This is a genomic window from Sphingomonas sp., from assembly GCF_017745215.1.
Classification (GTDB): domain Bacteria; phylum Pseudomonadota; class Alphaproteobacteria; order Sphingomonadales; family Sphingomonadaceae; genus Sphingomonas.
This window is the reverse complement of record NZ_JAGHZV010000002.1, coordinates 191,855-210,693: the sequence shown is the minus strand read 5'-3', so window position 1 is coordinate 210,693 and position 18,839 is coordinate 191,855. Positions and strand designations below refer to the sequence as shown.

Genomic DNA, 18,839 nt, shown 5'->3' with positions numbered 1-18,839 from the left:
TCAGCTGGACGGCTCGCGCAGGCGGATCAGCCCCTCCTGCGCGGTGCTTGCGACGAGGCGGCCGTCGCGCGTGTAGATGCGGCCGCGGTTGAAGCCGCGCGAATGGCCCGACCAGGGGCTGTCCGTGGTGTAGAGCAGCCAGTCGTCGAAGCGAAAGGGCTCGTGCAGCCACACGGCATGGTCGAGGCTCGCGGTCTGGACATTGCCGGTCATCCAGGTGACGCCGTGCGGCAGCATGCAGGTGCCGAGCAGCATCATGTCGCTGGCATAGGCGAGCATCGCGCGGTGGAGCGCCGGCTCGTCGGGGAGCGCTGCGGCGACCTTGAACCAGCCGTGCTGGACGGGCGCCTGCTTCTCGGGCGCGAACCAGCTGCGCGGGGCGCAGGGACGGATCTCGATCGGCCGCGCGCGCAGGAAGAAGCGGCGGAGCTTCTCGGGCACCTGCTCGCGGATCTCCTCGCGCAGGTCGCGGTCCGAGCGGAGGTCCTCGGGCGGCGGCACCTCGGGCATGTCGGCCTGGTGGTGCAGCCCCTCGGCCTCGCGCTGGAACGAAGCGGCCATGTTGAGGATCGGCTGGCCCTTCTGCATCGCGATGATGCGGCGCGTGGCGAAGCTCCGCCCCTCGAAGTCGCGGACGACGCGGTAGATGATCGGATGATCCTCGTCGCCCGGCCGCATGAAATAGGCATGGAGCGAATGCGCCGCCTTGCCGTCCTCCACCGAGCGCTGCGCCGCCTGGAGCGCCTGGGCGATCACCTGCCCGCCGAACACGCGCCCCACTCCGCCGGGCTGGCGCGGGCCGCGGTAGAGGTCGGTGTCGAGCTCCTCGACCGTGAGCAGGGCGATGAGCTGGGCGACCAGCCCCTCGGGCGTCTCGGCGCGCTCGGGCGGATTGTCGGCAGCCATCAGTATCCCGCCGACCTCGCCAGGCTGTCGGCGAGGAAATTGCTGTCGCCAAACAGTTCGGCGAGGACTCGGGCGCGTTTCATATAGAAACCGATATCATATTCGTCGGTCATGCCGATACCGCCGTGCATCTGGATGCCTTCCTGCACCGCGAGCGTGGTGGCGAGCCCGGTCATCGCCTTGGCGACCGCGACGGCTTCCTCGGCGTCCTCGCCGGCGTCGAGCAGCTGCTGCGCCTTGAGCGTGGCGGCGCGGGCGATCTCCATCTCCGAATAGAGGTGCGCGGCGCGGTGCTGGAGCGCCTGGAACGAGCCGATCGCGACACCGAACTGCTTGCGTTCCTTGAGATAGCTGACCGTCATGCTCATCGCGCCCGAGCCGACCCCGAGCAGCTCGGCCGATGCGCCGGTGCGCCCCGCGGCGAGGATGCGGGCGAGGACCGCGCCGCCGTGGTCGACTTCGCCGATCACGGCATCGGCGTCGAGTTGGACGTTGGCGAAGGCGATGCGCGAGGCAATGCTCGAATCGGCGAGGCGCTCGGGGGTGACGTCGACGCCATTGGCCTTGGGGTCGACCGCGAAGATCGTGGCGCCGCCCGCAGTCCTCGCGGAGACCAGCAGCAGGTCGGCGACATGCGCGTGGTGGACGAACTGCTTGGCGCCCGAGAGGGTGAAGCCGTTGCCCGAGCGCGTGGCGACGGTGGTCTCGGGCGCGGCGGTGAACTTGCGGCCCTCGTCGAGCGCGATCGCGGCGACGCTCTCGCCGGCGAGGATGCCCGGGTACCAGCGCTCGCGCGCGGCGCTGCGGTCGAGCGCGGCGACGGCGGCGACGGCAGTGGCGAGGAAGGGCGAGGGGGAGAGGTTGCGCCCGATCTCCTCGAGGACGACGCCCGCCTCGACATGGCCGAGCCCGAGGCCGCCCTCGGCCTCGGGGATGAGGATGCCGGTGAAGCCCATCGCTGCGAACTCGCGCCAGAGGTCGCGCGAGAAGCCGGTCGCGTCGTTCGCGTCGCGCAAGTGGCGGAGGTGGGCGACGGGCGCGTTCTCGGCGACGAACTCGCGCGCGGTGTCGCGGAGGAGCGATTGGTCTTCGGTGAGGTAGAGGGGCATGGCCGCTTCTCGCTTCGTCAGGAGGGCAGATCCAGGATCCGCTTGGCGATGATGTTGAGCTGCACTTCGCTCGTGCCGCCCTCGATCGAATTGGCCTTGGTCCGCAGCCAGGCGCGCGGGGCGGCGCCGTGGCTCGAGCGGTCGGACTCCCATTCGAGCAGGTCCGATCCGCCCGCGGCCATCAGCAGCTCGTGGCGGGTCTTGTTGAGCTCGGTGCCGTAATATTTCATCATCGAGGGCTGGGCCGGGTGCGCCTTGCCGGCCTTGAGCTCGTCGATGAACTTCTCCGAGCACGCCGCGAACGCTCGCGTGCGCACCTGGAACAGCGCGATCTGCGCGCGGAGCACCGGGTCGACCCCAGCGCGCGCCGCCTCGACCAGCGGATCGGCCCCCGCCGCCAAACCGAAGCCCGAGATCATCTCGCGCTCGTGCCCGAGGAGGTATTTCGCGACGTCCCAGCCCTTGTTGAGCTGGTGGACGAGGTTGCCCTTGGGCACCTTCACATTGTCGAAGAAGGTCTCGCAGAAGGGCGAATAGCCGCTGATCAGCAGGATCGGCCTGGTCGAGACGCCTTCGCTCGCCATGTCGAACAGGAGGAAGCTGATACCTGCCTGCTTGGTGGTCTTGTCGGTGCGGACGAGGCAGAAGATCCAGTCGGCCTCGTCGGCATAGCTGGTCCAGACCTTCTGGCCGTTGACGAGGAAATGGTCGCCCATGTCCTCGGCCGAGGTCTGGAGTCCTGCGAGGTCCGAGCCGGCGTTGGGCTCGCTATAGCCCTGGCACCAGCGGATCTCGCCGCGCGCGATCTTCGGGAGATGCTCGAGCTTCTGTTCCTCGGAGCCGTATTTGAGCAGCGCAGGCCCGAGCATCGAGATGCCGAAGCTGTTGAGCGGGTTGCGCGCGTTGATGCGCTTCAATTCCTCGCGGAGGATCTTGGTCTCGGCCGGGCTGAGCCCGCCGCCGCCGTATTCCTTCGGCCAGTCGGGCACGGTCCAGCCGCGTGTGCCCATCCGCTCCATCCATTGCCGCTGCTCGGACGAGGCGAAGACGAAGTTGCGCCCGCCCCAGCAGGCGTCCTTCTCGCTGCGCATCGGCTCGCGCATCGCGGGCGGGCAGTTGGCTTCCAGCCAGGCGCGGGCTTCGGCGCGGAATTGGTCGAGGTCTTCGGTCATTGATCAACCTCCGTCATCCCGGCGAAAGCCGGGACCCAGAGTTGTAGGGGACACCGCTTGTGACTCCTGGGTCCCGGCTTCCGCCGGGATGACGAGTGAAGGGAGGCGCGATCAGCCATTTTTCGCTTGCGGTTACGACGTGAACCGCTCGCCCTTCTCGGCCTTTTCGCGGAGCAGGTCGGCGACCTTGAAGCCGTGCTTCTCCAGCCCCGCGACGATCTTCTTCAAGCCCACCGTATCGGCCCAGAACATCGGACCGCCGCGGTACGGCGGCCAGCCGTAGCCGTAGATCCACACCACATCGATGTCCGACGCGCGCTGCGCCATGCCCTCGGCGAGGATCAGCGCGCCTTCGTTGACCATCGTGTAGAGCGTCCGCTCGACGATCTCCTCCTCGGTCACCTCGTGCTGGGTGGCGCCGCTCTTCTTGCGGAACTCGTCGATGATCTCGGCCACGCGCGCGGAGGGCGTCGGGTTGCGCTTCTCGTCGTAATCATACCAGCCCTTGCCGGTCTTCTGGCCCCAGCGGCCTTCGGCGGCGAGCGCGTCGCGGATGTTCTCGATGCGCGTCGGATCGCGGTGCCAGCCGATGTCGACGCCGGCGAGGTCCGACATCTGGAACGGCCCCATCGGCATGCCGAAGTCGACATGGACCTTGTCGACCTGCGCCGGGGTCGCGCCTTCCATCAGCAGCTTCATCGCCTCGACCTGGCGCGGCTCAAGCATGCGGTTGCCGATGAAGCCGTGGCACACGCCCGCGACCACGGCGACCTTCTTGATCTTCTTCGACAGGTCCATGACCGTTGCGAGCACGTCCGGCGCGGTCTTGGCGCCGCGGACGACCTCGAGCAGCTTCATCACGTTCGCCGGCGAGAAGAAGTGCATGCCGAGCACGTCCTGCGGCCGCGAGGTGGTCGCGGCGATCTCGTCGACGTTGAGGTAGCTGGTGTTCGACGCGAGGATCGCGCCCGGCTTGGCCAGCCCGTCGAGCCTGGTGAAGATCTCCTTCTTCACGTCCATGTTCTCATAGACCGCCTCGATGATCAGGTCGCAGTCGGCGAGCGCCGAGAAGTCGAGCGTGGGCGAAAGCAGGCCGATCGCCTTCTCGACCTGCTCGCCGGTGAGGCGGCCCTTGGCGGCGGTCGCTTCATAGTTCTTGCGGATGATGCCGGTGCCGCGGTCGAGCGCTTCCTGCGCCATCTCGACGATGGTGACGGGGATGCCCGCCGACAGGAAGTTCATCGAGATGCCGCCGCCCATCGTGCCCGCGCCGATCACCCCGACCCTGGCGATCGGGCGCAGCGCGATGTCGTCGGCGATGCCGTCGATCTTCGAAGCCTTGCGCTCGGCGAAGAAGATGTGGCGCTGCGCCGCCGACTGGACGCCCATGACGAGCTTCATGAAGCCCTGGCGCTCGAGGATCACGCCGTCGGCATAGGGCAGCGTCGCGGTCTTCTCGAGCAGGTCGATGATCGCCGCGGGGGCCTCATAGCCGCGGAAGCGCTTGGCGTTGGCCTTGCGGAAGGCTTCGAAGTCCTCGGGCGTGGCGGCGACATTGCCCTGGCTCGCGCGCGGCAGCGGGCGCTTGTCGGCGACTTCCTGCGCGAAGGCGATCGCATCGGCGAGCAGCTCGCCCTCGGCGATGCGATCGACCAGGCCCGCTTGCTTGGCCTGCGCGGCCGAGATCGGATCGCCCTTGGTGGTCATCTCGAGCGCGAGCGCGATGCCGGCGACGCGCGGCAGCCGCTGGGTGCCGCCCGCGCCGGGGAGGATGCCGAGCTTGACTTCGGGCAGGCCGATCTTCGCCGAGGACACGGCGATGCGATAGTGCGAGGCGAGCGCGACTTCGCAGCCGCCGCCCAGCGCGGTGCCGTGGATCGCGGCGACGACCGGCTTGTCGAGCGCCTCGATCTGGTCGACGAGCATCGGCAGCGGCGGATCGATCATCGGCTTGCCGAACTCGGTGATGTCGGCGCCGGCGAAGAAGGTCCGGCCCTTGCAGGCGATCACCACGGCCTTGACGCTGTCGTCGCCCGCGGCTTCCTGGATGCCGGCCTGGAGCCCCTGGCGCACCGCCGCGCCGAGCGCGTTCACCGGCGGATTGTCCGAGAGGATGACGAGCACGTCGCCATGGCGTTCGGTGGTGATGGGGGACGTCATTGGGTCTCTCCTGGTCTCGAATTCATCCGTCATTCCGGCGAAAGCCGGGACCCAGGGCCACGCAGGACATCGCCCGCGACTCCCGGGCCCCGGCTTTCGCCGGGGTGACGGCTAAGTGGATAGGGCCGAATAGATCAGCGTCTTCAATTCGCGCCGGATCGTGAAGGCGGTCGAGGGGCTCACCTGGGTCATGAACACCATGGTGATCCGCTCGACCGGATCGACGAAGAAGGCGGTCGAGAACATGCCGCCCCAGTAGAATTCGCCGACCGAGCCGGGGATCATCGTCTTCGCCGAATCGGTGGTCACGGCGAAACCCAGCCCGAAGCCGACGCCGGCGTTGGTCGTCTCGCTGAACAGCGAGGTCGACATCGAGGCGAGATCGCCGCCGCCGGGCAGATGGTTGGCGGTCATGAGGTCGATCGTCTTGCGCGAGACGAGGCGGACGCCGCCCAGGCTGCCCTTGTTCAGCAGCATCGTGCAGAAGCGGTGATAGTCGAGCGCAGTCGAGACCAGCCCGCCGCCGCCCGATATGTTGCGCGGGGGCAGCCGCCACAGCGACTCCTCGGCGCGATCGAACATCACGCGGCCCTTGCCCGGCACCAGCGTCCAGCAGTCGGCGAGGCGATGGACCTTGTCCTCAGGGACCACGAAGAAGGTGTCGTCCATGCCGAGCGGCGCGAAGATGCGCTCGCGGAAGAAGTCGCCAAGCCCCTGGCCCGAGACGCGCTGGACCACCGCGCCGAGGATGTCGGTGGAGACCGAATAGTTCCAGGCGGTGCCGGGCGAGAATTCGAGCGGCAGCTTGCCCACCGCAGCGACGAACTCGTCGAGCGTGAGATTGTCGTACCAGTTCTCGAGCTTGCCCTCGCGATGGGCGGCATCGATGTTGCTGCGCTGCTGGAAGCTGTAGGTCAGCCCCGAGGTGTGGCGCAGCAGGTCGATCATCCGCATCGGCTCGGCCGGAGCCTTGGTGAGGAAGGGCACCCCCGCGCCGCCGCCGTTGAACACGCCGACGTCCTTGAACTCGGGGAGCACCTGCTCGACCGGGGTATCGAGCCCGACCTTGCATTCCTCGACGAGCATCATGAACGCCAGGCTGGTGACCGGCTTGGTCATCGAGGCGATGCGGAACAGCGTCGTCTCGTCGACCTTCATGTCCGAATCGGCGCGCGCCAGGCCCTGGTGCGAGAAATGGACGACCTCGCCCTCATGCGCGACGAGCAGCTGGGTGTGCGGCAGCCGGCCGGTGTCGAGGTAGCGCGCCTTCAGATAGGCATCGATCCGCGCGAGGCGGGCAGCGTCGAATCCATGGTCCTCGGGACGGGCTGGCAACATCGGAGACACATACCCCATTTTCGAATCGTTCGGCCACAAGTGCCGGCGCGCGGCGCCTTTCCTATTGCCTTGAGCGCGCCATGAATCAACATTAGTTCGAAAGCAACCGAGGAAGCCGGGGGCAAACCCGAGTTTCGACAACGGAGAGCGAGACCCAGTGCCGACAGCGACTCCCGAACCGATCGTCCCCATCGATCCGGCGTGGCCGGCCATGTCGCATGACCAGGTGAAGGCGCTGCTCACGGCACCGGGTGCCAGGTTCGAGACCGAGACGGTGGAGATCCGCGGCGTGCCGACGCGGGTGTGGAAACAGGCGCCGCCCAGCCTCCGCGTGCTCACCCAGCTGGTGCGGGCGTACGGCGAGCGCGATTTCACCGTCTACAAGGACGAGCGCGTCACCTACGAGGCGCATTACCGCGCGGTCTGCCATTTCGCGGCGAAGCTGCGCGAGGCAGGGGTGGGGAAGGGCGACCGCGTCGCGCTGGCGATGCGCAACCTGCCCGAATGGCCGGTGGCGTTCTTCGCGATCGTGAGCATCGGCGCGATCGCGGTGCCGCTCAACGCCTGGTGGACCGGCAGCGAGCTCCAATATGCGATGCTCGATTCGGGCGCGAAGCTGCTCGTCGTCGACGGCGAGCGGCACGACCGGCTCAAGCAATGCTATGACAAGCTGCCCGCGCTCGAGAAGGTGGTGGTCGCGCGCGGCCGCGGCGAGATCGAGGGCGCGAGCCGGCTCGAGGTGCTGATCGGCACCTCGAAGGACTGGGGCTCGCTTCCCGACATCGGCCTGCCCGACGTCGAGGTGCTGCCCGACGACGAAGCGACGATCTTCTACACCAGCGGCACCACCGGCCACCCCAAGGGTGCGCTCGGCACGCACCGCAACTTCGTCACCAACATATTGTCGAGCGGCTATACCGCGGCGCGCGCGATGCTGCGCCGGGGCGAGATCCCGCCCGAGATGCCGCCGCACAAGGTGGTGCTGCTCGTGATCCCGCTGTTCCACGTCACCGCCTGCAGCGCCGCGATGATGACGGTGATCGCGGCGGGCAGCACGATGGTGTTCATGCACAAATGGGATCCCGTCCTCGCGATGGAGATCATCCAGCGCGAGAAGGTCAACCAGACCGGCGGCGTGCCGACGATCGCCTGGCAGCTGCTCGAGCATCCCGAGCGCGGCAACTACGACCTCTCGACCCTCGACACGATCGCCTATGGGGGAGCGCCCTCGGCGCCCGAGCTGGTCAAGCGCATCTACGAGGAGTTCGGCGCGCTCCCCGGCAACGGCTGGGGGATGACCGAGACCACCGCGACCGTCACCCAGCATTCGGCCGAGGACTATCTGACGCGCCCCAACAGCGCCGGCCAGCCGGTCGCGCCAGCGGACATCAAGGTGATGGACGTCGATGCGACGCGCGAGCTCGGCGTCGGCGAGGTCGGCGAGCTCTGGGCGCGCGGGCCGATGATCGTGAAGGGCTATTGGAACAAGCCCGAGGCGACCGCCGAGACGTTCGTCGACGGCTGGGTGCGCACCGGCGACCTCGCGCGGATCGACGAGGAGGGGTTCCTCTACATCGTCGACCGGGCGAAGGACATCGTGATCCGCGGCGGCGAGAACATCTATTCGAGCGAAGTCGAGGACGTGCTCTACGCGCACCCGGCAGTGACCGACGCGGCGCTGATCGGCGTGCCGCACAAGACGCTGGGCGAGGAGCCCGCCGCGGTGGTGCACCTCGCGCCGGGGAGCGAGGCGAGCGAGGCCGAGCTCCAGGCCTGGGTGCGCGAGCGGCTCGCGGGGTTCAAGGTACCGGTGTCGATCAAGTTCGTCCCCGAGACGCTGCCCAGGAACGCCAACGGCAAGATCCTGAAGCGCGAGCTGAAGGCGATGTTCGCAGGCGAGGGGGTCGCTTAGCTCAACCCATCTCAAAGCCGTCATCCCGGCGAAAGCCGGGACCCAGGGCAGCAAGCCACATCGCCCGTGGCCCTGGGTCCCGGCTTTCGCCGGGATGACGACCGAGGAGCCAAACCCTAGAACCCTCCCTTGATGGACTATGCAGCGATTCTCGGCGCGATCGAGCGCGCGATGGGCCCGGCGCCGCGCCGGATCGGCTGGTTGCGACGGAGCTGGCGGATGCGCCCGCCCGCGTGGCTCGCGCAGGACAGCGATATGCAGGCGCTGTTCGAGAGCCAGGATGCGCTGCTCAGCGAGGGCCGGCTGGCGTGGGGCGTGATCGTCCAGGCCAACCGCATCCTGTTCAGCACCGAGGGCGCCGGCGGCAAGCTCAACGCGCCGGCCGACGCGCTCTATTCGCTCGACCCGGCGAGCCTCGCCGATCCCGAGCCGATGTTCGAGACCGCGCACGCGCTCTACAGCTTCAAGGAACGCTATCCCTACGACCCCGAGCTCGTCGCCTTCGGCGCGCTGCTCGCGGACGAGATGCTGCGGAAGCGCGGCATCGCGATCCCCGAGCGGCTGAGCCCGGCGTACCCCACGCTGATGACGTCGATCTTCGTCGACCGGAAGCATTTGCCCGACGGTATCCTCAAGTCGGCGCCGCTGCCGTTGCTGGTGCTCCCGGAAGTGACCGACCAGATCATGATCGCGCCGTGCCGCTTCTGGCCGGGGGAATTCCGGGAGATGTGGGGCTAGGGGCACCCACGGCCATGACGCGGTAACAGTACCGTTACGGCACGAGACGCCGCGTCGCTCGCCCGCTATGCTCGCGCAGGGCAAGGCGGGGGAATCGATGAGCCAGGACGATGCGCTGCGGGGCGTTTCGGCGGTGGAGCGGGCCGAGATCGAAGCGATGCTCTCGCATCACGCAGAGGACGAGGGCGAGGCCGGGACGCCCTATCCGCGCTCCGGGCCCGTCAAGCGGCTGCTGCGCGCGCTCGCCTGGCTGATCTGCCTCGGCGCGATCGGCGTGATCGGCTGGCACTGGGCCGCGCTCGGCACCATCCCCGACACGCCCAACGACGGCGTCCACGCCCCGCTGGTCCTCACGCTTGCGCTGGGAGGGGGCGGGGTGCTGCTGCTCCTCCTGTTCAACGGCAAGTGGCAGCGCGGCCTCCTGTTCCTGGTCGGGCTGGGGCTGCTCGGGCTGTGCGGGCTCTCGATGCGCTGGATCGATTCGTCGCGCGCGGGCGTGCGCGAGCATTGGGCGGGGCTGGAGCGTCAGGTGGTCAAGCTGCCTGGCGACCTCTGCTACCGGCTCGGCGTCGACGCCTTCGAGCTGCGCGGCGCCGGCCCCGCTCGCTTCGTCTACAAGCGCGGGACCTGGCCGAGCGCGTTCAGCGACCTCGAGTTCCGCCGCTATTTCTTCTCCGACGCGCCGCTGCGCACCACCGCCGACGGCTGGAATTGCCCGGCGCGCGATTGATCCCGCGCGCCGGGCTCGACCTCATTTGGGTGCGAGCGCAAAGTCGACGTTTACGCTCACCTGCTGCGTGCTCGTCCCCGCCATCACCGGCGGCGCGACCGGAGCCGCCGCCACGCGCGCCTGATCCATGGCTTCATACGCCGCCATCGGCGGGAGCGGCACCGTGACGCCGCCGACATCGCTGATCCGCAGCACGCGCGCGACCTTCATCCCCGCCGCCTGGGCATAGGCCTCCGCCCGGGCGCGCGCGGCCTTGTAGGCGGCGGCATAGGCGCTGCGCCCGCTCGCCTCGGGATCGGCGATGCTGAGGTTCGGGCCCCACATCACATTGACGCCCGCCTGCGTCGCCGCGGCGATCGCGGGGCCGGCCTTGGCGACGTCGCGCACGCGCACCTCGACGACGTTGTTCGCTTCGAACTTGCCCTTGTTGGGACCCCAGTCCTGGCGCGCGACGGTGAGCTGGCGCGTCTGGACATCGGCATCGGTGACGCCCAGCGCCTTGAGCGCGGCCATCACCGCCTGCATCTTGGCATTGTTCGCCGCAGTCGCGGCCTGGGCGTCGGCGCCGATCGAGGAGACGCCGATCTGGAAGCGCGCCTGGTCCGGCGTGGTATCGGCCTGGCCGGTGGCGCTGACCTGGAGCAGCACTTCCTCGGGCCGCACCCCGCGCGGATCGGGCCGCGGCGGCGCGCAGGCCGCGAGCACCACCAGCGGCGCAAGCGCGAGCCAGGGCTTGAGCAAATGACGCATCCTCTCCTCCTCGGGTTGTTTCGAGAGAGATGATACATTGTATCGGAAGGATGTCACTGTCCAACCACCGACCGAACCCCCCGCGACCATCCTTCGAGCCGCGTCTCGCGAACCCGCGCGTCCATCCCCGGCTCGAACGTCGTCCCCGCGCCGCGCATCGCCGAAGCCGCCTCCAGGTCCGCGAACCACCCGCAGCCCACCCCCGCGAGCATCGCCGCGCCCAGCGCGGTCGTCTCGGCGAACGCCGGCCGGTCCACCGGGATCCCCAGGATGTCGGCCAGGTCCTGCGCGATCCAGTCGTTGGTCACCATCCCGCCGTCGACGCGCAGCCGCCCCCAGTCCGCCCCATCGGCGGCGAAGGCAGTCTTCAAATCGTGACTCTGGTGCGCCTGTGCCTCGAGCGCCGCGCGGACGATATGCGCCCGCCCGGTCGCGAAGCTCAACCCGGTGATCGCCGCGCGCGCCTCGGGCTCCCACCAGGGCGCGCCCAGCCCCGAGAGCGCCGGCACCAGATAGACCCCGCCGTTATCGGCCACCGAGCGCGCGATCGCCTCGGTCTCCTGCGAGGTCGCGATCAGCTTCACCGAATCGCGCAGCCATTGCACCAGGCTGCCCGCGACGAACACCGAGCCTTCGAGCGCATAGGTCCGCCGTCCGCCGAGCTGCCAGAGCACGGTGGCGAGCAGCCGGTTCGACGAGCGCGGCTGGCGGTTGCCGGCATTGGTGAGCACGAAGGCGCCGGTGCCATAGGTGCCCTTGGTGTCGCCGGGCGAAAGGCACGCCTGGCCGACCGTCGCTGCCTGCTGGTCGCCGGCGAGCCCGCAGATCGGGATCGGCGCGCCGAACAGCCGCGTCTCGCCGAAGCGGCCCGCGCAGTCGACGATCTCGGGCAGCGCCTCGCGCGGCGCGCCGAACAGCTCGATGAGGCCATCGCTCCACGCGCCCGAGCCCAGGCCCATCAGCAAGGTGCGGCTGGCGTTGGTCGCGTCGGTGATATGAAGCCCGCCCCGGTTTTCGTTGGCCGTCAGCTTCCACACCAGCCAGCTCTCGATCGTGCCCACGGCGAGCCGGTCGCCCGCTTCGGCAAGCTGCGGCCAGTTCGCCATCGCCCAGCCGATCTTGGTGCCGCTGAAATAGGGGTCGAGCAGCAGCCCGGTGCGTGCCTGGACGCCGGGCTCCTCGCCCTGGTCCTTGAAGTCGCGGCAGATCGCGGCGGTGCGGCGGTCCTGCCACACGATCGCGGGTGCGAGCGGCTCGCCGGTGGTGCGGTCCCAGAACACCACCGTTTCGCGCTGGTTGGTGATGCCGATCGCGGCGATCCGCTCGGCGCCGCCCGCGCGCTCGACCATCGCGGCGGCGCAGGCGAGGGTGCGCTCCCAGATCTCGGCGGCGTCATGCTCGACGAGGCCGGGGGCGGGATAATGCTGGGTCAGCTCGCGCTGTTCGGTGGCGAGGCAGCGGCCGTCGGGCGCGAACAGCATCGCGCGCGTGGACGTGGTGCCTTCGTCGATGACGAGCAATGCCTCTCCCATGCGCGCGAGGCTAGCGCGCGCGATGCGGTTGGGGAAGCGGGCGCGGAGTCTGTTTGGGAATGCGCCTCATGGCGCATGGCGGTGCCGGCCCACTCCCCCGCCCGGCCACCCAACGCCAGGGTATTCTATGGGTGGCCGGGCGGGGGAGTGGGCCGGCACCGCCTCGAAACGCGCTCTTTCGCGCGTTTCGCGAACAGGCGTTCAGGGTTGTGAAAATTTCCAACAGTTCCCCTCTTGTTCCGTGAGAACATTTCACGTACACGCTGTTCACGGCATTGAACGAACAGTGGACATCCACTAGCGGCGAGGGCATCGACATGGCGGCTTCTCTCAAGGTGATCGACAACAAGATGGCAGCTCCGAACAACGATCGTCAGAAGGCGCTCGACGCCGCGCTCGCGCAGATCGACCGCGCCTTCGGCAAGGGCAGCGCGATGCGGCTGGGCTCGAAGGAGGCGATGCAGGTCGAGGCGATCTCGACCGGGTCGCTGGGACTCGACATCGCGCTGGGCGTCGGCGGGCTGCCGCGCGGGCGCGTGATCGAAGTCTATGGGCCGGAGAGCTCGGGCAAGACGACGCTCGCGCTCCACGTCATCGCCGAGGCGCAGAAGAACGGCGGCACCGCGGCCTTCGTCGACGCCGAGCATGCGCTCGATCCGGTCTATGCCAAGAAGCTGGGCGTCAACATCGACGAGCTGATCGTGTCGCAGCCCGACACCGGCGAGCAGGCGCTCGAGATCACCGACACGCTGGTGCGCTCGAACGCGATCGACGTGCTGGTGGTCGATTCGGTCGCGGCGCTGGTGCCGCGGGCGGAAATCGAGGGCGAGATGGGCGACAGCCATGTCGGCCTGCAGGCGCGCCTCATGTCGCAGTCGCTGCGCAAGCTCACCGGCTCGATCAGCCGCTCGCGCTGCATGGTGATCTTCATCAACCAGCTGCGCATGAAGATCGGCGTGATGTACGGCAATCCCGAGACCACCACGGGCGGCAATGCGCTGAAGTTCTACGCCTCGGTGCGCCTCGACATCCGCCGCACCGGCCAGATCAAGGACCGCGAGGACATCATCGGCAACACCACCCGCGTGAAGGTGGTGAAGAACAAGGTGGCGCCGCCGTTCAAGCAGGTCGAGTTCGACATCATGTACGGCGAGGGCATCTCGAAGATCGGCGAGATCCTCGATCTCGGGGTCAAGGCCGGGCTGGTCGAAAAGTCGGGCTCGTGGTTCAGCTACGACAGCGTCCGCATCGGCCAGGGCCGCGAGAACGCCAAGACCTTCCTCAAGGAGAATGCCGACGTCTGCAACCGGCTCGAGGCTGCGATCCGCGGCCGCACCGCGCAGGTCGCCGAGGAGATGATGGTCGGCGGCAGCGAAGGCGACGACGACGAGCTTTGAGGCGCGAGCCGCTGCTGCCCCTCGGGGTGGTGTGCGGCTTGTGATGACCGCCGGGCAGGGCCCCGGGTGAACGATGTTCGCAACGTTCGAGCTCAAGACTTTCGGCCGCGCGCGCCGTTCGCGATGCGGTCACGGGACCAGCTCCCATCGGGAGGCCCGGCGCGCTTTGTCGCCGGGGCCTTTCCGGCGTTCGCGGGAGGGCGGCGGGGCGGAAAGGATAGCGGAGGCTGCGGCCTTTGGGACGTCTTTGCCTTTCTAGCCGTCATCCCGGCGAAAGCCGGGACCCAGGGTTACGAAGCGCACCGCTCGCGGCCCTGGGTCCCGGCTTTCGTCGGGATGACGGCGGGAGTGGGCGCTCGCGCCAGACTGGAGAGATAGCCGTTCGGCCGTATGTCGCGTCGACAGGAACCGGGAAACCTCCCCCGGAAACCGCGCAAAGCGACCGCTTTTCCGCTTGCAGCCCGGGCCGACTTGTTCGACTCCCACCCTGGGAGAGCGGCATGAGCGGCGACGATAGCGAAGCCCGGGTCGAGCGTTTCATCGCGCGGTTTGAGCCCGGGCTGGCCGATCGTGTTCGCGCCGCCCGAGCCCGGCTCCGCAGCCGTTTCCCGGGCGCGTTCGAGCTGGTCTACGACAATTACAACGCACTCGCGATCGGCTTCGCCTCGACGCCGAAGACCGCCGACGTCGCGATCTCGCTCGCGGTCTATCCGCGCCGGGTGCTGCTCTATTTCTATTACGGCGCCTCGCTCGCCGACCCGCACGGGCCGCTCGAGGGCGAGGGGCGGCAGGGCCGCTACCTCTGCCTCAAGGACGTCACCCAGTTCGACGACCCCCGCGTGCACGAGCTGCTCGTCGCGGCCGAGGCGCACGGCCGCTCGCCGACGCCCGAGGGCGCAGGCGGAGGCGCGGGCCACGTCATCATCAAGTCGGTAGCAGCGCGCCAGCGCTCGCGCCGCCCGCAAGGAGAAGCCGCATGATCACCGTCCACCATCTCGAGAATTCGCGCTCGCAGCGCGTACTCTGGCTGCTCGAGGAGCTCGGGCTCGACTATGAGATCGTCACCTACAAGCGCGATCCCAAGACGATGCTCGCCCCGCCCGAGCTGCGCCGCGTCCACCCGCTCGGCAAGTCGCCGGTGATCGAGGACGGCGGGATCGCGATCTCGGAGACCGGCGCGATCGTCGAATATCTGGTCGAGAAGGCCGACGGCCGCTTCGGCCCGGCGGCGCATCGCGACGCGGTGCTGCGCTACCGCCATTTCCTCCATTATGCCGAGGGTTCGCTGATGCCGCCGCTGTTCGTCACGCTGGTGCTCAGCCGCGTGCCGCTGTTCGGCAAGGCGGCGCAGAAGCGCTTCCGCCCGATGGTCGACGTCCATCTCGACTATGTCGAGGGCGAGCTTGCCCAGCGCCCCTGGTTCGCGGGCGACGAGATCAGCGCGGCGGATGTGATGATGAGCTTCCCGCTCGAAGCCGCGGTCGCCCGCGCCGGCGCCACCGAAGGCCGCCCGCACATCGCCCGCTGGCTCGAAACGATCCACGCCCGCCCCGCCTATCAGGCCGCGCTCGCGAAAGGTGGGCCCTATGCCTATGCGTGAGTGGGCTTGAGTTCGTTCTGCAAGGACGATGTCGATCCGGCCTGGGAGCCGGTCCCCTGGGATTGTGCCGAGGCGGAAGCGGACCGGCAGGCGCTCGGCTTCGGCCGGCGCGCGGGGCTGGCGATCGACTGGCGCCGCGTACCCTGGAGCGACTTGCCGCCCGAAGGCGTCTTCGGGCTCGACCGCGAGCGATTGTCGCGCGCCGACGTCCAGTATTTCGCGAGCCTAGCGGGGGAGGAACTGCTGCTCATCGAGAATGTCTGGTCGGGCTGGCCCGATCCGCCGCCCTGGGGGCTGATGTCGCGCCAGATGGATGGGGCCGCTGGCGCCTGGTCGCATTGGGGGCATTTCCGCGACTTGCCCGCGGCGTGGCGGCTGCCCGCCGCGGACGAAATTGGTTGGCGCGGAGACGCGGAGACGCAGAAGGGTTGAACTCGCTCGGCGCGAATGCGCCGCTCGATCAGCGGCATCCGCTCGGCCGGAAGGATCGAAGCCGCTGACGCGGAGACCCCCTCTCTGCGTCTCCGCGCGATCAAATCCCTTCAACCTTCGCGCGGAACTCCTTCAATCCTTCCCCGCATAGCCCGCGAAGCTCTCGGCATCGTCCGCGGGCCCTTCGGGCATCGGCGCAACCGCCGGCTCCGCTTCCTGCGGCGCGTCCAGCTTGCCCTCCCAGCGCGCCACCACCACGCTTGCCACCGCATTGCCGATCACGTTGGTCGCGGTACGTCCCATGTCGAGGAAGTGATCCACCGCGAGGATCAGCAGCACCCCCGCCTCGGGGATGTTGAAGTGCGAGAGCGTGCCGGTGATCACCACCAGGCTTGCGCGCGGCACGCCGGCGATGCCCTTGCTGGTGATCATCAGGATCAGCAGCATCTGGATCATCGTCGCGAGGTCGAGGTGGATGTTGTACGCCTGCGCGATGAAGATCGACGCGAAGGTCATGTACATCATGCTGCCGTCGAGGTTGAACGAATAGCCGAGCGGCAGCACGAAGCTCGCGATCCGCGGCGGCACGCCGAACCGGTCGAGCGCGTCGAGCGTGCGCGGATAGGCGGCTTCGGACGAGGCGGTCGAGAAGCCGAGCAGGATCGGGTCGCGCAGGTAGCGCAGCAGCTGGCCGGTCCGCCCGCCGACAACGAAGAAGCAGGCGAGCAGCAGCACCGCCCAGAGCGCGAAGAGGCCGAGATAGAAGCTCGCCATGAAGAAGGCGAGGTCGCCGACCACGCCGATGCCCTTGGTCGCGAGCACCTTGGCGACGGCGCACATCACCGCGACCGGTGCGAACAGCATCACATAGCCGGTGACGGTGAGCATCACCGCCACCAGCGACTCGAGCCCGCGGACCAGCGGCGCGCCCTTCTCGCCGACCGCGGCGAGCGCGCCGCCGAAGAAGAGCGAGAAGATGACGAGCTGAATAATGTCGTTGTTGGCCATCGCGTCGATCGCGCTGGTCGGCACGAGGTGGACGAAGAATTTCGCGGCGTCGAAGGCCTCGACGCCCGCGCTCTCGCCGGCAGGCGGCGGCGGCAGGTTGAGACCGACGCCGGGGTGGAGCAGGTTCACGAAGACGAGGCCGAGCGTCAGCGACACGAGGCTCGCGCAGACGAACCAGCCGAACGCCTTGAGCCCGACCCGCCCGACCGCGCCGCCGCCGCCCATGTGCGCGATCCCGCACACCAGGGTGGAGACGACCAGCGGCGCGATGATCATCTTGATCAGGTGGAGGAACATTTGGGTGGGGATGTCGAGCCAGTAGCCGATGTCGGCGAGCGCCTTGGTGCCAGCGCCGCCGCCGTCGTCGAAATGCGCATGCAACGCCCAGCCGCCGAACCCGCCGACCAGCAGCCCGGCGAGAATGAACCACGTCAGTCGCTTGCCCAACCCACATCCCCCAATGCTTATCTCGAAACAGCCAAGGGGATTGTGCGCGCGCGGTCAAGGACCGTATCGATGAACCGGGCGGCGCGACGCTGCCGCGGGGAGGGGATCATGATGCTATCCATGGCATTGGCGCTGGCGGCGGCGCAGCAGGCGCCCGAGATCGCGATCACGCCGGTCTCGAAGGACCGCTACGCCGCCGTCATCGGCGACTATCCGGTCGAACAGCGCGACGCGGTGACCGCGCGGATGATCGCGGCGGGGGCCGAACGCTGCGGCAAGCTCCAGGTCCGCTGGGGGCGCTTCAGCTTCGACACCGGCTACACTCCGGACGGCAAGCAAGTGATGCACAATTACCGTCAGGCGTTCAGCTGCATCGATCCGGCGACCGATCCCTACAAGCCGGTAGCGGCGGACTGGAAGGCGAGCGACAAGGACAATGCCGACGCGCTCGCCTTCGCCCAGCGCTACATGGCGGTGTTCGATGCCGCGGACGCGGCCAAGGGCATCCCGATGATGGAAGCGATGCTCGAAGTCGACAAGCCGACCTGGCTGGCGCAGCCGATGCAGCTCAAGGGCAAGATCGGCACCGGCTCGCGGAGCTTCAAGGGGCCCTTCTGGCGGCTGAACCCCCAGGGCGCGTCGCATCCCGGCGCCTATGCGGTGTTCGTCTTCAGCGGTACCTATTCGGCGCTCGCCGCGCATTGCGGCGCGCTCGTGCTCTATCGCGACGGGCCGGGGGTCTATCACGTCTCGCAACAGAATGTGGTGGCGATCAGCAAGGCGAGCATCGCCGCGGGACAAAACACCGAGGCGACCGCGGCCAAGGCCTGCGAAGGCTATTGATCGCACGCGCCTGACAGGGGAGGGACACGCCATGATCATCGCCTTGCTCGCGCTCGCGCTGCAGGACGCGGCGCCGATGCCGATCACCGTCACGCAGCAGCCCGGCGGTGACTGGGCGATCGGGCTCGCGCCCTTCGACGAACGGCTGCTGCCGCTCGCCAGGCTGGTGGTCGAGCGCAAGGCGGCGGAAGTCTGCGGGAGCCAGTCGGTGATCTGGGGGCACCTCGGCTACACCGGCAACATCCGCACCCAGCCGACGCAAGTCATGGACTATCGCCAGCTGATGCGCTGCGCCCCGATGAACGCTGCCGCCTTTCCGCCGGCGCCCGAGGGCTGGCAGCCGAGCAAGGCCGACGTGGCGGGCGCGACCAAGGCGTTCGAGGCCTTCTACGTCGCGCTCGACGCCGGGCAGTATGAGCGCGCCGCGGCGATGTTCGAGGCGCAGACCGCGGCGCACCTCGATCCCTGGATCGCCGAGGAACGCAACAAACATTGGTCGCTCGGCAACGGCAGCCGCAAGGTGACCGGCATCCAATGGGTGCCCAATCCGACGGGTGCCCCGCATCCGGGCGTCTATGTGCGGCTCACCTTCGCCGGGGACTTCGAAGGCGCGCCGGTCTATTGCGGGGCGATGACGCTGTACCGCACGCCCGGCGGCGCCTTCGCCGTCGCGGGCAACCGCGAGCATGTGCTCCCCGTCGGCGAGCATCCCGATGCGGCGCGGATCGCCGAATATCGCGCCAATTATTGTGAATAGGACCGCCC

General features: G+C 68.6%; 17 protein-coding genes. 9 read left to right on the top strand and 8 right to left on the bottom strand.

The window, feature by feature from the left end; translation table 11 throughout:
- The 5 genes from J7495_RS03585 to J7495_RS03565 all read right to left on the bottom strand — a co-directional run bounded on the left by J7495_RS03585 (position 1) and on the right by J7495_RS03565 (position 6,685).
- Positions 1–906, bottom strand: a complete 906-nt coding sequence (locus tag J7495_RS03585) for an acyl-CoA thioesterase II (protein ID WP_294054708.1) — start codon at positions 904–906, stop codon at positions 1–3.
- Entirely contained in the window at positions 906–2,015 is a 1,110-nt protein-coding gene (locus J7495_RS03580; protein WP_294054707.1) for an acyl-CoA dehydrogenase family protein, read from the bottom strand. The genes J7495_RS03585 and J7495_RS03580 overlap by 1 nt, the downstream gene beginning before the upstream one ends.
- Positions 2,016–2,032: 17 nt before the next feature.
- Positions 2,033–3,187 carry an acyl-CoA dehydrogenase family protein gene (locus tag J7495_RS03575; RefSeq protein WP_294054706.1) on the bottom strand — a complete coding sequence of 385 codons (1,155 nt, stop codon included), beginning with the start codon at positions 3,185–3,187 and terminating at the stop codon, positions 2,033–2,035.
- Positions 3,188–3,319: 132 nt separating this feature from the next.
- Entirely contained in the window at positions 3,320–5,347 is a 2,028-nt protein-coding gene (locus J7495_RS03570; protein WP_294054705.1) for a 3-hydroxyacyl-CoA dehydrogenase NAD-binding domain-containing protein, read from the bottom strand.
- Between the two features lie 111 nt (positions 5,348–5,458).
- Entirely contained in the window at positions 5,459–6,685 is a 1,227-nt protein-coding gene (locus J7495_RS03565) for a serine hydrolase domain-containing protein (RefSeq protein ID WP_294054704.1), read from the bottom strand.
- Positions 6,686–6,896: 211 nt separating this feature from the next.
- On the opposite strand from J7495_RS03565, the gene J7495_RS03560 reads away from it, so the two are divergent.
- The 3 genes from J7495_RS03560 to J7495_RS03550 all read left to right on the top strand — a co-directional run bounded on the left by J7495_RS03560 (position 6,897) and on the right by J7495_RS03550 (position 10,065).
- Entirely contained in the window at positions 6,897–8,597 is a 1,701-nt protein-coding gene (locus J7495_RS03560) for a class I adenylate-forming enzyme family protein (RefSeq protein ID WP_294054703.1), read from the top strand.
- Between the two features lie 132 nt (positions 8,598–8,729).
- Positions 8,730–9,335, top strand: coding sequence for a hypothetical protein (locus tag J7495_RS03555; RefSeq protein WP_294054702.1), 606 nt, complete (start codon positions 8,730–8,732; stop codon positions 9,333–9,335).
- Between the two features lie 97 nt (positions 9,336–9,432).
- Positions 9,433–10,065, top strand: coding sequence for a hypothetical protein (locus J7495_RS03550; protein WP_294054701.1), 633 nt, complete (start codon positions 9,433–9,435; stop codon positions 10,063–10,065).
- Positions 10,066–10,086: 21 nt separating this feature from the next.
- On the opposite strand, the gene J7495_RS03545 is transcribed toward J7495_RS03550, so the two are convergent.
- Positions 10,087–10,815, bottom strand: a complete 729-nt coding sequence (locus J7495_RS03545) for an SIMPL domain-containing protein (RefSeq protein ID WP_294054700.1) — start codon at positions 10,813–10,815, stop codon at positions 10,087–10,089.
- Between the two features lie 53 nt (positions 10,816–10,868).
- A complete protein-coding gene (locus tag J7495_RS03540; RefSeq protein ID WP_294054699.1) occupies positions 10,869–12,347 on the bottom strand; it encodes a glycerol kinase in 1,479 nt (492 codons plus the stop codon).
- Between the two features lie 317 nt (positions 12,348–12,664).
- On the opposite strand from J7495_RS03540, the gene recA reads away from it, so the two are divergent.
- The 4 genes from recA to J7495_RS03520 all read left to right on the top strand — a co-directional run bounded on the left by recA (position 12,665) and on the right by J7495_RS03520 (position 15,776).
- Positions 12,665–13,744, top strand: a complete 1,080-nt coding sequence (gene recA / locus J7495_RS03535; protein WP_294054698.1) for a recombinase RecA — start codon at positions 12,665–12,667, stop codon at positions 13,742–13,744.
- Positions 13,745–14,244: 500 nt separating this feature from the next.
- On the top strand, positions 14,245–14,724 hold the full coding sequence (locus J7495_RS03530; protein ID WP_294054697.1) for a hypothetical protein: 480 nt from the start codon (positions 14,245–14,247) through the stop codon (positions 14,722–14,724).
- Positions 14,721–15,344, top strand: coding sequence for a glutathione S-transferase (locus J7495_RS03525; RefSeq protein ID WP_294054696.1), 624 nt, complete (start codon positions 14,721–14,723; stop codon positions 15,342–15,344). The genes J7495_RS03530 and J7495_RS03525 overlap by 4 nt, the downstream gene beginning before the upstream one ends.
- A gap of 6 nt (positions 15,345–15,350) precedes the next feature.
- Positions 15,351–15,776, top strand: a complete 426-nt coding sequence (locus tag J7495_RS03520) for a hypothetical protein (RefSeq protein ID WP_294054695.1) — start codon at positions 15,351–15,353, stop codon at positions 15,774–15,776.
- Between the two features lie 132 nt (positions 15,777–15,908).
- Here the strand turns inward: J7495_RS03520 and J7495_RS03515 are convergent, their stop codons facing one another.
- A complete protein-coding gene (locus tag J7495_RS03515) occupies positions 15,909–17,231 on the bottom strand; it encodes a dicarboxylate/amino acid:cation symporter (RefSeq protein WP_294054694.1) in 1,323 nt (440 codons plus the stop codon).
- A gap of 108 nt (positions 17,232–17,339) precedes the next feature.
- On the opposite strand from J7495_RS03515, the gene J7495_RS03510 reads away from it, so the two are divergent.
- Both J7495_RS03510 and J7495_RS03505 read left to right on the top strand, forming a co-directional pair.
- Positions 17,340–18,074 (top strand): hypothetical protein, encoded by a 735-nt coding sequence (locus J7495_RS03510; RefSeq protein WP_294054693.1) that lies wholly within the window; start codon positions 17,340–17,342, stop codon positions 18,072–18,074.
- 31 nt (positions 18,075–18,105) lie between these two features.
- Complete coding sequence (locus J7495_RS03505) at positions 18,106–18,831, top strand: DUF4019 domain-containing protein (RefSeq protein WP_294054692.1); 726 nt, start codon at positions 18,106–18,108, stop codon at positions 18,829–18,831.
- The last annotated feature ends 8 nt before the right edge of the window (positions 18,832–18,839 follow it).

Coding starts and splice junctions, on each gene's coding strand:
- J7495_RS03570 (WP_294054705.1), bottom strand. CDS start 5,347: ATGACGTCCCCCATCACCACCGAACGCCATGGCGACGTGCTCGTCATC.
- J7495_RS03530 (WP_294054697.1), top strand. CDS start 14,245: ATGAGCGGCGACGATAGCGAAGCCCGGGTCGAGCGTTTCATCGCGCGG.
- J7495_RS03550 (WP_294054701.1), top strand. CDS start 9,433: ATGAGCCAGGACGATGCGCTGCGGGGCGTTTCGGCGGTGGAGCGGGCC.
- J7495_RS03540 (WP_294054699.1), bottom strand. CDS start 12,347: ATGGGAGAGGCATTGCTCGTCATCGACGAAGGCACCACGTCCACGCGC.
- J7495_RS03505 (WP_294054692.1), top strand. CDS start 18,106: ATGATCATCGCCTTGCTCGCGCTCGCGCTGCAGGACGCGGCGCCGATG.
- J7495_RS03525 (WP_294054696.1), top strand. CDS start 14,721: ATGATCACCGTCCACCATCTCGAGAATTCGCGCTCGCAGCGCGTACTC.
- J7495_RS03510 (WP_294054693.1), top strand. CDS start 17,340: ATGATGCTATCCATGGCATTGGCGCTGGCGGCGGCGCAGCAGGCGCCC.
- J7495_RS03580 (WP_294054707.1), bottom strand. CDS start 2,015: ATGCCCCTCTACCTCACCGAAGACCAATCGCTCCTCCGCGACACCGCG.
- J7495_RS03575 (WP_294054706.1), bottom strand. CDS start 3,187: ATGACCGAAGACCTCGACCAATTCCGCGCCGAAGCCCGCGCCTGGCTG.
- recA (WP_294054698.1), top strand. CDS start 12,665: ATGGCGGCTTCTCTCAAGGTGATCGACAACAAGATGGCAGCTCCGAAC.
- J7495_RS03545 (WP_294054700.1), bottom strand. CDS start 10,815: ATGCGTCATTTGCTCAAGCCCTGGCTCGCGCTTGCGCCGCTGGTGGTG.
- J7495_RS03565 (WP_294054704.1), bottom strand. CDS start 6,685: ATGTTGCCAGCCCGTCCCGAGGACCATGGATTCGACGCTGCCCGCCTC.
- J7495_RS03560 (WP_294054703.1), top strand. CDS start 6,897: ATGTCGCATGACCAGGTGAAGGCGCTGCTCACGGCACCGGGTGCCAGG.
- J7495_RS03585 (WP_294054708.1), bottom strand. CDS start 906: ATGGCTGCCGACAATCCGCCCGAGCGCGCCGAGACGCCCGAGGGGCTG.
- J7495_RS03555 (WP_294054702.1), top strand. CDS start 8,730: ATGGACTATGCAGCGATTCTCGGCGCGATCGAGCGCGCGATGGGCCCG.